This window comes from Brevibacterium sp. LAARM2_SD2, assembly GCF_057364785.1.
In genome coordinates this window covers 1-14,251 of sequence record NZ_JBNFOM010000045.1, presented here as the reverse complement: position 1 = coordinate 14,251, position 14,251 = coordinate 1, and the positions used below count along the sequence as shown (strand labels likewise).

Below are 14,251 nucleotides of genomic sequence, written 5' to 3'. Positions count from 1 at the left end.
GGCTGCCTTGGCCATCTCCAGACCCCGACTGGCGCAAACTTCCGGCGCGTGGGGCTGCCGGCCCGGTGGAGCGAGGACCCGCTTGGTGTCGGGCCGCAGCGCAGTCGGCCGCGCGAAGTGCATCCGCCAGCGGGAAGATCGGCGCAGAAGAACCGTGGCCCCGTCACTGACAACGGGGCCACGGCTGATTGGGGTGCCTCGGCGGAAGAAATCCATGCTCCGGCACGCGGGACTCACGCCTCGGCGAGCGAAACGCCCGCCTCACCGAGCACGAGCGTTCGACCACCGAACGCGAACTTCGTAGCGACAGGCCTGCTCGCTCAGAACTCGATGACGACGCGACCGTCGATCTTCGCGTGGATCATCTCGTCGAAGATCGCGTTGATGTCCTCGAGCGGACGCTTCGTGTACGTCGGGTGGATCTTCCCGGCGGCATAGAACTCGAGAGCTTCGACCATGTCCTGGCGAGTGCCGACGATCGAGCCGCGGATCGTCAGGCCCTTGAGCACGATGTCGAAGATCGGGGCCGGGAAGTCGCCGGGCGGCAGGCCGTTGAAGACGATCGTGCCGCCTCGGCGGGTCATCCCGATCGCCTGGCCGAACGCCGCCGGATGGACGGCGGTGACGAGCACTCCGTGGCTGCCGCCGATCTTCTCCTGGATCACCTCGGCGGGGTCCTCGGCGAACGCGTTGACGGTGATCTCCGCGCCGTGCTTCTTCGCCAGTGCGAGCTTGTCATCGGCGACGTCGACGGCGACGACGCGCATGCCCATGGCGACGGCGTACTGCACGGCGATGTGCCCGAGTCCGCCGATGCCGGAGATGACGACCCACTGACCGGGCTTGACCTCGGTGCGCTTGAGTCCTTTGTAGACGGTGACGCCGGCGCAGAGGACCGGGGCGATCTCGTAGGGGTCGGCGCCGTCGGGGATGACCGCGGCGAACTTCTCGTCGACGAGCATGTACTCCCCGAACGACCCGTCGATGCCGTATCCGCCGTTGACCTGGGACTCGCACAGCGTCTCCCAGCCCTGCCGGCAGAACTCGCAGACGCCGCACGCACTCCACAGCCAGGCGTTGCCGACCATCTGGCCGACCTCGACCTCGGTGACGCCCTCGCCGACCTTCTCGACGATCCCGACCCCTTCGTGGCCGGGGATGAGCGGGAGCTGCGGCTTGATCGGCCAGTCGCCGTGCGCGGCGTGGAGGTCGGTGTGGCACACGCCCGAGGCGATGAGCTTGACGAGCGCCTGGCCGGGCCCGGGCTCGGGGATCGTGTTGTCTCCGACGACGAGATCCTCGCCGAATCCTTCGACGACTGCTGCTTTCATTTCCGACATCATCGACTCCTTTGTTGTGATGGTCATGCGGTGATAGGTGGTGCCGGGGTTTGGCTTGAGGGGCCGCGGGAGCACAGGGGCATCGCCGAGGCGGGGCTGGCGTGGAGCACATCAGCGAGGTGTGGGGTGTGAGGGTGGGGCCACGGAGCGAATCGCGTGGTCCGGGTGGTCGGGGTCGTCCGGGTGGCAGGGCAGAGGGGTGGGTGTGTTCGAGGCCGGGGGCAACGTGGTCGGGATGGTCCGGAGGGCCGTGGTCTGGGTGGCCGCGACCGTCCGGGGCCGGGGGCAGCAGGGGGGCAGCCCTGGGCTCGTCGTGCTGTTCGAAGTGACAAGGTGTGCCCGTGCTGCCGGAGCCGGGGCGGTGTGAACGGACCGCGCCGAGGTGGGGGTGGTCTCGCGGGTCGATCGCTGAGATCACCGTGATCGCAGAGACCATCGGGATCGCAGGGATCGTCCGGTTCAGGTGCCGCCTCCGGCTGGGGTGAGCGCCAGGACTCGAGGGGGTTTGGGTGCCCCGCGCGCAGCTGGGTCGGTGCGCTGCGCGCGGGACGGGTTCGGGTGCTCGAGGCGAGCCCTCAGAAGAAGCCGAGGGCCTCGTCCGAGTAGCTGACGAGCAGGTTCTTCGTCTGCTGGTAGTGGTCGAGCATCATCTTGTGGTTCTCACGCCCGATGCCCGAGGCCTTGTACCCGCCGAACGCCGCATGCGCGGGATACGCGTGGTAGTTGTTCACCCACACGCGGCCGGCCTGGATGTCGCGTCCGGCCCGGTAGGTCGTGTTGCCGTAGCGACTCCACACGCCCGCACCGAGGCCGTAGAGCGTGTCGTTGGCGATGCTGATCGCATCGTCGTAGTCGCTGAACGTCGTCACCGACACGACCGGTCCGAAGATCTCCTCCTGGAAGATCCGCATGCCGTTGTCGCCCTTGAAGATCGTCGGCTGCACGTAGTACCCGCCGGAGAGGTCGCCGTCGAGTTCGGCCCGCTCTCCGCCGATGAGCACCTCGGCGCCCTCCTGCTTGCCGATGTCGAGGTAGGACACGATCTTCTCGAGCTGATCGTTCGACGCCTGAGCGCCCATCATCGTGTCGGTGTCGAGCGGGTTGCCCTGGATGATCTTCTCGGTCCGCTTGACGACGGCTTCGAGGAACTCCGGCGCGATCGACTCCTGGACGAGCGCACGCGACGGGCACGTGCAGACCTCGCCCTGGTTGAGGGCGAACATCGTGAAGCCCTCCTGCACCTTGTTCCAGTACGCGTCGTCGGAGCTCATGACGTCGGCGAAGAAGATGTTCGGGCTCTTGCCGCCGAGTTCGAGGGTGACGGGGATGATGTTCTGCGAGGCGTACTGCATGATGAGGCGACCGGTCGTCGTCTCACCGGTGAACGCGATCTTCGAGATCCGCTTGTTCGACGCCAGCGGCTTGCCCGCTTCGAGTCCGAATCCGTTGACGACGTTGACGACGCCGGGCGGCAGCAGATCGCCGATGAGCTCCATGAGCACGAGGATCGAGGCAGGAGTCTGCTCGGCCGGCTTGAGGACGACGGCGTTGCCGGCCGCAAGCGCCGGGGCGAGCTTCCACGTGCCCATGAGGATGGGGAAGTTCCACGGAATGATCTGGCCGACGACGCCGAGCGGCTCATGGTAGTGGTAGGCGACGGTGTCCTCGTCGATCTCGGAGATCCCGCCCTCCTGCGCCCGGATGGCCGCGGCGAAGTAGCGGAAGTGATCGACGGCCAGCGGCAGGTCGGCATTGAGCGTCTCGCGCACGGCCTTGCCGTTGTCCCAGGTCTCCGCGACCGCGAGCATCTCGAGGTTCTCCTCCATCCGATCGGCGATCTTCAGCAGGATGTTCGACCGCTCCGTCGGCGAGGTCTTCCCCCAGGCCGGTGCGGCGGCGTGGGCGGCGTCGAGGGCGAGTTCGATGTCCTCGGCGGTGCTCGCGGGCACCTCGGTGAAGGGCTGGCCCGTCACCGGGGTGGGGTTCTCGAAGTAGTTTCCGTTCGTCGGGGCCACCCACTCCCCGCCGATGAAGTTCTCGTAACGGGGCTTGAAGGTGACGAGGGATCCGTCCTCGCCGGGCCGGGCGTACACAGTCATGGCAACTCCTTTGCTGCGATGTCCTCGGGAGAGGTCTCTCCGATTGGACTTCACGCTACCGGCGGCAACGTTGCATCACAGTTGCATCGTCGTCCGGCCGGTCAGTGCCCGAGGGATTCGAGCCTGACGACAGCCGCCGTGCGCTCAGGCGCATCGGGCGGCGCGAGCCGGAGGACGGCCATGAGCACCTCGGTGTCGGCCTGGGCGTGCGGCATCGCAGCGTAGCGCCACAGCTGCTGCCACGTCCCGTCGGTCAGCAGCGTCTCCCGCAGCAGGACATCGAGTTCGGCGCTGATCTCCCGCACCCCCGGTGCCTCCGACTCCGGCAGCACCGCGCCCCGGTACGCGCACAGCGCGGTCTCGGCGTCGCCGGCGGCCAGCGCCCGATGAGTGCGCTCGACGTCGCTGTCGAGTCGTCCCCGGATCCGGTAGGGCCGGCCCAGGACCTCGATGTCGCCGAGGCGGCTGATCGTCTTGCGCAGCCGTGCGATCTCCGCCCGCACCGTGACGTCGCTGCCGCCGAGGGGCCACAGCCGATCGGCGAGCTCCGCGTTCGTCAGGCCGGTGGGGTGACGGTGGAGCAGGAGGAGGATCTCGGCGTGGCGCTTCGACAGGTCGATGCGCTGCCCGCCGGGCCCGCTGAGCACCGGTGTCGGACCGCTCACCTCGAGGAACGCGTCCGTCGTCGCCTCCGGAGAGGGCCCGGTCGTCCCGTCGCCGGAGGCATAGAGCTGCGACAGACCCGCCGAGGCGGCTTGCGCGGTCGAGCTCAGCAGCGGCAGTACGATCGCGGAGACCGCATCGTCTCCCCCGGTGACGTCGATGATCCCGATGACCTCGCCGGTGACGGGATGGGTGACCGGCACGGCGCTGCAGCTCCACGGGTGGACTTCGCTCGCGAAGTGCTCGGCCCGGCTGATCTGCACCGCTGAGCGTGAGCGGAGCGCCAGGCCCGGCGCCGAGGTGCCCATGGCGTCCTCGGACCAGTCGGACCCGGGAACGAAGCCCATGGACTCCGCACGATTGCGGACCGGCTTCTCCCCCTCGACCCAGAGGAGGCAGCCCTGTTCGTCGCCGAGTGCGACGAGGAGTCCCGCCTCGGTGGCCGGTTCGATGAGATGGGACCGCAGCAGCGGCATGATCGAGTGGAACGGGTGCCGACGGCGGACCTCGGTCAGCTGGGCCTCGTCGTAGGCGACCGTCGGGTGCACACCTGCCGGATCGCGGAGTCGGTCGAGGCTGCGGGTCCAGGATTCGAGGACGGTCGAGCGCACGCCGAGGCCCGGCTGCGGTGCCAGTGCCGGACTCGCGAGGTTGTCATGGGCCCGACGCACGATCAGCTGATAGTCGTCGCGCAGCAGCGGTGTCGAGTGCATCGCGATCCGTGCCACCTCCATCGGCGGGTGTCAGTCAGTTGACCAGGATAGGGACAATCCTATCGCGAACCGATCCGGGGGCAAGGCGCGGGAGGGGCCCTCGCGCGCGAGAGACGAAGCGCGGGAACGACGAAGGGCGGGAAGTGAAAGTCTCACTTCCCGCCCTTCTCAGGCAACGGTCGCGGATCAGTCCGCGGCCGGCATCAGGCGCGCAGCGCGGCTGCGTCGACCGGAACGCCGGGACCGTTCGACGTGGTGATCGTCGCCTTGGTGATGTAGCGGCCCTTCGACGAGGACGGCTTGAGGCGGAGGATCTCCTCGATCGCGGCATCGAAGTTCTCCTGCAGCGCCTGCTCGGAGAAGGAGGCCTTCCCGATGACGAAGTGGAGGTTCGAGTGCTTGTCGACGCGGAACTCGATCTTTCCGCCCTTGATGTCCGTGACGGCCTTGGCGACATCCATGGTCACGGTGCCGGTCTTCGGGTTCGGCATGAGGCCACGGGGACCGAGCACCTTGCCGAGACGTCCGACCTTGCCCATCATGTCGGGGGTGGCAACCGCAGCGTCGAAGTCGGTGAAGCCGTTGGCCACCTTCTCCAGCAGGTCATCGGAACCGACGTAGTCGGCACCTGCTTCGCGGGCTGCCTCTGCACGGTCGCCGGCGGCGAACACCAGGACCCGGGCGGTCTTGCCGGTACCGTGCGGAAGGTTGACGGTGCCGCGCACCATCTGGTCCGCCTTGCGGGGTCGACCCGAGGCGGAGGGCGACCTCGACGGTGGCGTCGTACTTCGACACCGAGGTCTCCTTGGCCAGGTCGATCGCCTGAGCCGGTTCGTACTTCACATCAGCGGCGATCTTCTCAGCCGCGGCCTGGTAGGCCTTTGAGCGCTTTGCCATCTGCTTCTCTCCTTGCAGTCGTGGTGTGGGCGGCGCATCCGCCCTGCCACAGTGGAATGTCTGGTGACTCTAAGAGTCTCAGACCTCGATGTCGGTGGTGATGCCCATCGACCGCGCGGTGCCCGCGATGATGCGGTCAGCCATGTCGAGGTCGTTGGCGTTGAGGTCGGGCATCTTGGTCGTCGAGATCTCACGCACCTGGTCGGCGCTCAGGTGAGCGACCTTGACGGTGTGCGGGGTCGCCGAACCGGACTTCACGCCGGCAGCCTTCTTGATGAGCTCAGCGGCGGGCGGGGTCTTGAGAACGAAGGTGAACGAACGGTCTTCGTACACGGTGATCTCGACGGGAACGATGTTCCCGCGCTGGGATTCAGTCGCAGCGTTGTACGCCTTGGTGAATTCCATGATGTTGACGCCGTGCTGGGCAAGCGCCGGACCGATCGGAGGCGCCGGGTTGGCGGCACCTGCCTGAATCTGGAGCTTGACGAGGCCGGCTACCTTTTTCTTGGGAGGCATATGCGGTCCTTAATCTTGAGAGTTTCCATGCGCCGAGCGGCGCATCATTCGCTGCCGCCTCCGCCGATACAGAGACGACAATCAAACCACACCAGTATTCCATGTCCGCTCTCCCCCAGGCAAATGGTCGTGAGCGGGAACACAGCACCGTGGGCGGGTGGACGCAGAACGCGACGGGGCCCGGTTCTCACCGGGCCCCGTCGCGACTGAAGTGCGTTTCTCAGGTCAGAGCTTCGAGACCTGATCGAAGCCGAGCTCGACGGGAACGTCGCGCTCGAAGATCGAGAGCAGCACGGTGAGCTTCTGCGAGTCGGGGCGGATCTCCTGGATCGTCGCCGGGTGACCCTCGAACGAGCCCTCCTTGACGAGGACGGACTCGCCGACCTCGAACTCGACCTCGGTGATCGGAGCGGACTTCGCGGCCTGCTCGGCGGCGTGGCCCTCAGCGGCGGCGGCCTCGGCCTGGCGCTCCTCGAAGACGGGGGCGAGCATCGTGAAGACCTCGTCGATCGACAGCGGCACCGGATCGTAGGCGTTGCCGACGAAGCCGGTGACGCCCGGGGTGTGGCGCACGGCGCCCCACGACTCATCGGTGAGCTCCATGCGGACGAGCACATAACCGGGCACGCGCACACGGCGAACCTGCTTGCGCTGGCCGTTCTTGATCTCGACGACGTCTTCCATCGGCACCTGCGACTCGAAGATGAAGTCTTCGAGGTTGAGGCTCACCGCACGGTTCTCGAGGTTCTGCTTGACGCGGTTCTCGTAACCGGCGTACGAGTGGATGACGTACCAGTCACCCTCCTGCATGCGCAGCTCCGACTTGAACTCCTCGGCGGGGTCGACGTCGTCGCCGGCCGCAGCCTCGGTGGACTCGTCCGCTTCCGCGGACTCTTCAGCCTCGGTGGATTCGTCCGCATCCGCGCTGGTGGACTCATCCGCATCCGCGGTGTCCGTGTCGTCGGCATCCGTGACGTCGGCGGCATCGTCCGCGGAAGCAGAATCGTCGGCGGACGCGCCCTCATCGGCAGCCGCGTCGGTCTCTGCGGTCGTCGCGTCGTCGGCGGTCACCTCGGCGACATCCTCCGTCGACGCCTCACCGGCGACGTCCGGGGTCTCAGGTGCGTCGACCTCTTCAGGTGAACTGGTATCCGACACCGATCAATTCCTCGCTTCGCGTGTAGTGGTCCCCTGCACGGGGATTGTGAGAAGTTCTATCGTATCCAGGTTATCGCCGCTGCCGGCGAGTCACCACAGCGGCCAGAGCGGAGTTCCGCCGAACACGAACCCGACGAGCTTGCCGAAGACGAGGTCGAGGACCGTGACGATGACCATCATGACGAGGATGAATCCCAGCACGACGAGTGTGTAGTTGACCAGCTGCTTGCGCGTCGGAGTGACGACCTTCTTCAGCTCCGCCACGACCTCGCGGAGGAACTGGATGATTCGTCCGAAAAATCCGAGCTTCTTGCGACGGGACGTGGCCTCGGGAGCCTGTCCAGTCTTCTTTGCCGGTGTGTCGCTCACACATCCTCACTCGGTCGGTTTCTTCAGGGGATCGCACAATTGCTTCAGCCAATCGAGGACTGCGCCCTGCCCGGCGATTGAGAGCCGCGGCAGATGTCAACTGCGCAGGGGTGACAGGACTCGAACCTGCAACCTACGGTTTTGGAGACCGTTGCGCTACCAATTGCGCCACACCCCTTCGATTCGGCGACGCCCCCATCCGAGGGTGTGCCCAACCACGAGAAACGAGCATACCGTCTCCCACCGGGTTCCGTCGAACCGAGGCCGACACGCACCCCGACACCCGCCTCACGGTGCGGGTGCCACGGGTCTCGCAACGAGCGGCAGCGGTGCGGGGAAGCGCACCCACGGGCCGATCGACACGTCCTCACCAGGGGTGACGGTGATCGTCTGGACGTCGATCGGCATCTTCGTCACATTGTCGACGCGGATGACGCTCACCTCGGCGTCCATCTTCAGCGGCCCCGGCGTCAGCGCGTTCGCCAGCGCCCCGCCGGTGGTGGAACTCACGTAGCGCACTCCCCTGCCGAACTGCTCGGGACCCACCTGCCGGTGCCAGTGTCCGCTCAGGGCGTAGGGGGCGCACCCGGACTCGAGGGCGGGCTGGGCGATGCGCGGGTCGTGGACGAGCATGATGTCGAAGTCGGTCCGGCACGCCTCGTCGCGCAGCTTCGCCGCGTACTCGTCGGCGGTCAGCTCCGTCTCGAGCTCCGGACCCGAGCCGAACACGGTGCGCCTCGGGTCGGGGCCGCCGAGGAAGCGCACCCCGGCCAGCTGCGCGGTCGAATCGTCGAGCACCGCCCAGCCCCGGCTGCGGGCGTGCTTCGCGGTCTCCTGCGAATCGTGGTTGCCCTTGACGAACATCTTCGGCACGTCCTGCGGCAGTTCGTCGTCGAGGACGTCGAAGCAGTAGTTCTCCGCCGAGGTGCCCGTCATCGTCACATCGCCGGCGTCGATGATCCCGTCGGCCCCGGTCAGCCGTGCGACGTCGCCGACGACGCGCGCCATCCCGTAGTTGCAGTGGACGTCGGAGCTGAGCACGAACGTCGAGACATCGGCGCTGCCCGACGCCGGTGGGACCATGCCCGCAGCCGACCAGTCCCCGCTGAGCGGGCGGTTCGTCCAGCCGGCGTGGAGACCGGCGATGACCGCGTCGTAGAACGCGTCGTTCTCGTCGGAGAACTCCTTGACCGCGGTGAACGCCTCATCGATGATCCCGCCGAGGCGGCCGGTCACCTCGGCGCCGGCGAGCGGAGTGCCCGCGAACGCCGGATCGGGCTGCGGCGGGGCGGGACGGGTGAGGACGAGGGCGCTGAGACCGCCGAGGACGAGGACGACGACAGAGCCGATGGCGATGAGCTCCCGTCCGGCCAGGGCCCGACCGAGGGCGGCGATCCGGGCAGGTCCGAGCAGCGCCGTCACCCCGACGAGAAGGCCTGCGATGACGCAGACGGCGAGCGCCCAGCGGATGAGGATGTCCCGGGTCAGGCCGGTGACGATCTCATCGATCTGCGTCTGCGGGGCCGAGAAGAGGGAGGCATAGGAGGCGATGTCCCCGCCGAGGGCGTCGACGACTCCCCCGCCGACCCCGCCGGCGGCATCGGTGCCCAGCGCCGAGGCGGCATCCTCAGTCTCCCCGGAGACCGGGATCTCCCCGACGTCGACGGACAGGCCGAGACCGAGCGGGAGGAACTCGTCCGCGGGCACGAGCAGGGAGCCCAAGGGCCCGAAGTCCAGCGTCAGCCGCGCATCCGCCGTCACCCGGTACTGCGCCTCATGGGGACCGAAGCTGAGGTCGGCCCGCGCCGAGAAGATCGCCCAGGGCAGTGTGAGGGCGGCGATGACGGCAAGGAGGACGATGAGAGCTGAGGTCTTGCGGCGGGGTGACACGGACCCATTCTAGGGAGGCAGCACCCAGGTGTCCGTCAGGCGAACACGGCTATCCTTGAGAAGATGACGGACCCGCTCGTGTCCCTGCCGAAGGCACACCTCCATCTCCACTTCACCGGTTCGATGTCGGCCGACACCCTCGAAGACCTCGCCGCCGAGGCGGGGATGCCGATGTCCGAGCAGCTGCTCGGCGACAGGGTGACCGGGCTGAGCCCCGATGAGCGCGGCTGGTTCCGCTTCCAGCGCCTCTACGACATGGCCCGCGGCGTCGTCCGCGGGGAGGAGGTCATGCGTCGGCTCGTCCGCGAGGCAGCCGCCGCCGACCGCGCCGAGGGGTCCCGGTGGCTCGAACTCCAGGTCGACCCGACCTCGTATGCCCCGTACGTCGGCGGCATCACCCCGGCGCTTGAGATCATCCTCGACGAGGCGGCAGCGGCCAGCGATGACGACTTCGGGATGGCGATCGTCGTCGCGGCCTCGCGCACCCGCCACCCCCTCGACGCGCGGATGCTCGCGCGGCTCGCGGCCCACCATGCCGGCACCGGCCCCGGCAAGGTCGTCGGCTTCGGCCTGTCGAACGATGAGCGCCGCGGCACCACGGCGGACTTCGGCCGGGCCTTCGACATCGCGCGGCGGGCCGGACTGCTCTCCGTCCCGCACGGCGGGGAGCTGCTCGGGCCCGACCACATCCGCGCCGTCGTCACCGAGCTGGCGCCGAACCGGCTGGGCCACGGCATCCGCGCCGGTGAGGACCCGCGCCTGCTCGACGAGATCGTCGCGGCCGGCATCGGCCTCGAGGTCTGCCCGGGATCGAACGTCGCCCTCGGGGTCTATCCCGACATCGAGCACGTCCCGCTGCGCCGGCTCCTCGACGCCGGTGCCGACATCGCCCTCGGCGCCGACGATCCCCTGATCTTCCACACCCGGCTGGCCGACCAGTACCGGTTCGCCGCTAAGCTCGGTCTCACCGACGGCGAGCTCGCGGGTCTGGCGAAGTCCTCGTTCGCGATCTCCGCGGCCCCCGCCGAGGTGGTCGCCCGGGCCGAAGCCGACATCGATGCATGGGCGGCCGGGCGGGGCGATGCCGAGCGGGGAGACGCCGAGTCCGACCGCAGCGACTAGCGCGCGGGCCGCGGTGGGCCCGGCGCGACGTCGTGTCAGAGTTCGGTGCCGATGAAGGTCGGTTCGGGTTCGAGGACGATCCCGAACCGCTCGTTGACGCCGGCGACGATCGTGCGCGCGAGATCGACGACATCGGACGTCGTCGCCCCTCCCCGGTTCGTCAGGGCCAGGGTGTGCTTCGTCGACAGGCGCGCCCGGTCGTTGAAGCCGTAGCCCTTCCCGAAACCGGCGCGTTCGATGAGCCACGCCGCCGAGGTCTTCGTCAGCCCGGGGATCGTCGCCCCGCTGAGCGGATCGGTGACGGGGAACCGCGGGGCCTCGGCCGGCAGCGCCGCCAGTGCCTCGGGGCTCTCCACGATCGGATTGGTGAAGAACGATCCCGCCGACCAGGTGTCGTGGTCGTCCTCGTCGAGGACCATTCCCTTCGACCGGCGCAGGTCGAGCACGGCCTCGCGCACCCGCAGGGCCGGCACGCGGGTTCCGATCGCGACGTCGAGGGCGCCGGCGAGCTGCGCGTAGCGCACCGGCAGGGAGTCCGTGCCGCGGGGCAGGGCGAACGTCACCGAGAGGACGATGTGCGCGGGCGTGCCCGCCGCTCGTGCGGCGCGTTTGAGCGCCGAGGTGCGGTAGCCGAACTCGAGTTCCGCGGCGGTCAGTCGCCGCACCTGCCCGGAGAGCCGGTCGTAGACCTCGACGGAGGTGATGAGTTCGGCCACCTCGGTCCCGTAGGCCCCGACGTTCTGGATCGGGGTGGCGCCGACGGAGCCGGGGATCCCGGAGAGGGCCTCGAGTCCGGAGAGACCTGAGGAGAGGGTGGCGGCGACGAAGTCATCCCAGCTCTCCCCCGCCTCGGCGGTCACCTGCATCTCCGTGTCCGAGATCTCCGTGAACGTCACTCCGGTCGTCGCGACGACGCCGACGGGCCCGGCGAATCCGGCATCGGAGACGAGCAGGTTCGACCCGCCCCCGATGAGGAGGATGTCCGGCATCGACCGGTCGCCGGGTGCGAGTCCGTTCGCCTCGGCGAAGGCGATGAGATCGTCCCGGGACCGGGCGATGGTGAGATCCGGTGCGGCCGCCGAGGTGGAACGTCGTGAACTCGGAGAGGTTCACCGTCCGACTCGGATCTGCGTGCGGCTGAGCACGTCGGCATCACCGGCGGTGACGGCGGCGTCGATGCGCAGGGTGCCCACGGCCGCGTCGACGGCGCCGACGGTGGCCGTGAGGTGCAGCGAGGTCGTCGGGGTCGAGGGCGGTCCCGACTCGGCGTCGGGCACGAGGACCGGCGCGGAGAAGCGGGTGCGGTAGTCGACGACGGCACCGGGATCGCCGAGCCACTCGACGATCGGGGCGATGACGACGGCCATCGAGAGCATGCCGTGGGCGATGACGCCCTCGAGGCCGACCTCCTCGGCGAAGCGCTCGGACCAGTGGATCGGGTTGTGGTCGCCGGAGGCCGCGGCGTAGTCGATGAGCGAGGCCCGGGACAGCGGGATCTCCGTATCGACGACGACGTCGCCGATCGTCAGCTCGGACAGATCGATGAGGCTCATTCTCCGTCTCCTCTCACGACGATGGTCGAGGTCACCGTGACCACGGGCTGGTCGGCGATGTCGATGATCTCCGTGCGCGTGGTGATCATCGCGTTGCTGCCGGCGGCGCGGACGCCGTCGACATGGGTCGTCGCCTTGAGGCTGTCACCGGCGACGATGGGCCGGTTGAAGCTGAACTGCTCGGAGCCGTGGACGACTTTCGAGAAGTCGATGCCGGAGTCCGGGTCGGTGATGTAGGCCGCCTCGGACTTCTGCGCGATGATCACGGCGAACGTCGTCGGGGCGATGACGTCGCGGTATCCGAGGGCCTGCGCCGCCTCGGCGTCGAATGGTAGTCGGCCCCCGCGTTCGTCGCGCGAGCGAACTCCGCGATCTCCTCCCGGGAGACATCGTAGGGGCGCGGCAGGGAGTAGGTCGCCCCCTGCTTCTCCGCGTTCACCGGCATATCAGCTCACTTTCGAAAGAGGCATCGGTCGGCTCAAGCCTAGCTTCCGGAATGCGGGCAGCGGGAATCGGCGAGCGCCGATGCTTCCACTGCCGGGCACCGCCCGGTGGTCACGATTTCGCCTCCCATTCACACATTTGCTGAACCATCAGCCACAGACGCTGAAAACTGAGATAGGTTGTCCCCATCACATTTGCTGTAGGCACGTCTCCCGGGCCGACAGCGGAGCCGACGAGACCTCGGTCGTCGCCATGGCGCCCGACGGTTTCCCGTAAGGAGCACTGCCATGACGAACCACCCCTCGAGCAGCACCACCCCCACCACGAAGAACGACAAGGCGAGCGGAGGCGGGGCGGGTTCGACGCGCAGGACCGCTGCGACGAAGAGCGCGGGGTCGTCCACCTCGACGAGCACTGCGGGCTCTGCGGCGAAGACGAAGCCGGCTGCCGCGAAGGCGGCGTCGACGTCGACGTCGTCGACGAACTCGACGTCGACCGCGAAGGCGTCTGACTCGAAGTCGGCAGCGAAGTCCTCGACCTCGAAGGCGTCGGCAGCGAAGTCCTCGGCGACGAAGTCCTCGGCGACTAAGGCGTCGACCTCGAAGGCGTCGGCAGCGAAGAAGCCCGCGGCGAAGGCAACGGCGTCGAAGTCGGCGGCGTCGAAGTCGGCGGCGAAGTCCTCGGCGACCAAGGCATCCGCGTCGACGTCGGCGACCACGGCGTCGACCTCGACCGCGGGAGCGAAGAAGCCCGCGGCCGCGCCGGCTGCCACCAAGGCGTCGGCCACCAAGGCGTCGGCCTCGACGTCAGCGGAGAAGAAGCCTGCGGCTGCGACGACCGGAGCGAGCTCGGCTTCGTCCGCACCGGCGACGTCGTCGATGTCGGCGGGTGCGGCGGCGAAGACGACGGCCGCGAAATCGGCGGCGCGCACGGTCGCGGAGAAGGGCTCGGCACAGGCGGCTCCCGCCAAGTCGGCCGCACCGAAGTCCGGTTCCGCGGCAGCGACGACAGCGACCGGGTCATCCCCCTCGGCCGCGTCGACGTCGACACCCTCGACGACGAAGACTTCCACTGCTTCTACGAAGACGTCAGCAGCGAAGTCGCCTGCGGGCGCCGCGAAGTCCTCGTCGTCCGCGAAGACCGCTGCGACCTCCACCGCGTCCAAGTCCACCGCGTCGAAGTCCGCAGCGTCGAAGCCCGCTGCGTCGTCGACACCCGCCTCGTCCAAACCCGCCGCGTCGAAGCCCGCAGCCGCCGCGGGAAAGAAGCCCGCTGCCACGAAGGCCCCCGCCGGCTCGAGCACGAAGGCCTCGACGGCGAAGGCAGCAGCGACGATCGCGACCCCGAGTGCGGAGAAGAAGCGCGCCGTCAAGGACGGTGTCGCCGTGCCCCGGCCCCCGCTCCACCGACCGAGCAGACCGTCGCAGCGGCGACGGCGGCCGCGAACGCCGCTGTTCCCGCCCGCGGCCGCGGTGAGCGCCCCCGGC

At 68.6% G+C, this 14,251-nt stretch carries 11 protein-coding genes, 1 tRNA gene and 2 pseudogenes; 1 reads left to right on the top strand and 13 read right to left on the bottom strand.

The features are described from left to right. Positions 1-320: 320 nt before the first annotated feature. The 9 genes and pseudogenes from adhP to AC2W7K_RS17655 all read right to left on the bottom strand — a co-directional run bounded on the left by adhP (position 321) and on the right by AC2W7K_RS17655 (position 9,645). Positions 321-1,340, bottom strand: a complete 1,020-nt coding sequence (adhP, locus tag AC2W7K_RS17695) for an alcohol dehydrogenase AdhP (RefSeq protein WP_198500913.1) — start codon at positions 1,338-1,340, stop codon at positions 321-323. A 575-nt stretch (positions 1,341-1,915) separates the two neighbouring features. Beyond that, on the bottom strand, positions 1,916-3,439 hold the full coding sequence (gene adh, locus AC2W7K_RS17690) for an aldehyde dehydrogenase (protein WP_137826927.1): 1,524 nt from the start codon (positions 3,437-3,439) through the stop codon (positions 1,916-1,918). Positions 3,440-3,540: 101 nt separating this feature from the next. Continuing rightward, the gene (locus tag AC2W7K_RS17685; protein ID WP_486006477.1) at positions 3,541-4,836 is read right to left on the bottom strand and encodes a helix-turn-helix domain-containing protein; all 1,296 of its coding nucleotides are present in this window, start codon (positions 4,834-4,836) and stop codon (positions 3,541-3,543) included. 182 nt (positions 4,837-5,018) lie between these two features. Beyond that, positions 5,019-5,712, bottom strand: a pseudogene (rplA, locus tag AC2W7K_RS17680) (50S ribosomal protein L1). Between the two features lie 78 nt (positions 5,713-5,790). Beyond that, complete coding sequence (gene rplK, locus AC2W7K_RS17675) at positions 5,791-6,228, bottom strand: 50S ribosomal protein L11 (protein WP_009379129.1); 438 nt, start codon at positions 6,226-6,228, stop codon at positions 5,791-5,793. Between the two features lie 225 nt (positions 6,229-6,453). Beyond that, positions 6,454-7,386: a transcription termination/antitermination protein NusG gene (gene nusG / locus AC2W7K_RS17670; RefSeq protein WP_486006476.1), complete on the bottom strand. Its 933-nt coding sequence runs from the start codon at positions 7,384-7,386 to the stop codon at positions 6,454-6,456. Positions 7,387-7,476: 90 nt separating this feature from the next. After that, complete coding sequence (secE, locus tag AC2W7K_RS17665; protein ID WP_140955542.1) at positions 7,477-7,755, bottom strand: preprotein translocase subunit SecE; 279 nt, start codon at positions 7,753-7,755, stop codon at positions 7,477-7,479. A gap of 105 nt (positions 7,756-7,860) precedes the next feature. After that, a tRNA-Trp gene (locus AC2W7K_RS17660) sits at positions 7,861-7,933 on the bottom strand. A 110-nt stretch (positions 7,934-8,043) separates the two neighbouring features. Beyond that, on the bottom strand, positions 8,044-9,645 hold the full coding sequence (locus AC2W7K_RS17655; RefSeq protein ID WP_486006475.1) for a metallophosphoesterase family protein: 1,602 nt from the start codon (positions 9,643-9,645) through the stop codon (positions 8,044-8,046). Between the two features lie 63 nt (positions 9,646-9,708). Here AC2W7K_RS17655 and AC2W7K_RS17650 point away from each other — a divergent pair, with 63 nt between their 5' ends. Next, positions 9,709-10,767 carry an adenosine deaminase gene (locus AC2W7K_RS17650; protein WP_486006474.1) on the top strand — a complete coding sequence of 353 codons (1,059 nt, stop codon included), beginning with the start codon at positions 9,709-9,711 and terminating at the stop codon, positions 10,765-10,767. A 35-nt stretch (positions 10,768-10,802) separates the two neighbouring features. Here AC2W7K_RS17650 and AC2W7K_RS17645 read toward each other — a convergent pair whose 3' ends face one another. The 4 genes and pseudogenes from AC2W7K_RS17645 to AC2W7K_RS17630 all read right to left on the bottom strand — a co-directional run bounded on the left by AC2W7K_RS17645 (position 10,803) and on the right by AC2W7K_RS17630 (position 14,136). Next, positions 10,803-11,756 (bottom strand): UDP-N-acetylmuramate dehydrogenase, encoded by a 954-nt coding sequence (locus tag AC2W7K_RS17645; protein WP_486006473.1) that lies wholly within the window; start codon positions 11,754-11,756, stop codon positions 10,803-10,805. Between the two features lie 120 nt (positions 11,757-11,876). Next, positions 11,877-12,320 (bottom strand): MaoC/PaaZ C-terminal domain-containing protein, encoded by a 444-nt coding sequence (locus AC2W7K_RS17640; protein ID WP_486006472.1) that lies wholly within the window; start codon positions 12,318-12,320, stop codon positions 11,877-11,879. Then, positions 12,317-12,765 (bottom strand): annotated as a pseudogene (locus AC2W7K_RS17635) (FAS1-like dehydratase domain-containing protein). The gene AC2W7K_RS17640 and the pseudogene AC2W7K_RS17635 overlap by 4 nt, the downstream one beginning before the upstream one ends. 129 nt (positions 12,766-12,894) lie before the next feature. Continuing rightward, entirely contained in the window at positions 12,895-14,136 is a 1,242-nt protein-coding gene (locus AC2W7K_RS17630; RefSeq protein WP_486006471.1) for a hypothetical protein, read from the bottom strand. Between the last annotated feature and the right edge of the window lie 115 nt (positions 14,137-14,251).

Bases quoted from the DNA above. Each gene is read 5' to 3' on its own strand.
- adhP (WP_198500913.1), bottom strand. From the start codon at position 1,340: ATGTCGGAAATGAAAGCAGCAGTCGTCGAAGGATTCGGCGAGGATCTC.
- adh (WP_137826927.1), bottom strand. From the start codon at position 3,439: ATGACTGTGTACGCCCGGCCCGGCGAGGACGGATCCCTCGTCACCTTC.
- AC2W7K_RS17685 (WP_486006477.1), bottom strand. From the start codon at position 4,836: ATGGAGGTGGCACGGATCGCGATGCACTCGACACCGCTGCTGCGCGAC.
- rplK (WP_009379129.1), bottom strand. From the start codon at position 6,228: ATGCCTCCCAAGAAAAAGGTAGCCGGCCTCGTCAAGCTCCAGATTCAG.
- AC2W7K_RS17650 (WP_486006474.1), top strand. From the start codon at position 9,709: ATGACGGACCCGCTCGTGTCCCTGCCGAAGGCACACCTCCATCTCCAC.
- AC2W7K_RS17645 (WP_486006473.1), bottom strand. From the start codon at position 11,756: ATGCCGGACATCCTCCTCATCGGGGGCGGGTCGAACCTGCTCGTCTCC.
- AC2W7K_RS17640 (WP_486006472.1), bottom strand. From the start codon at position 12,320: ATGAGCCTCATCGATCTGTCCGAGCTGACGATCGGCGACGTCGTCGTC.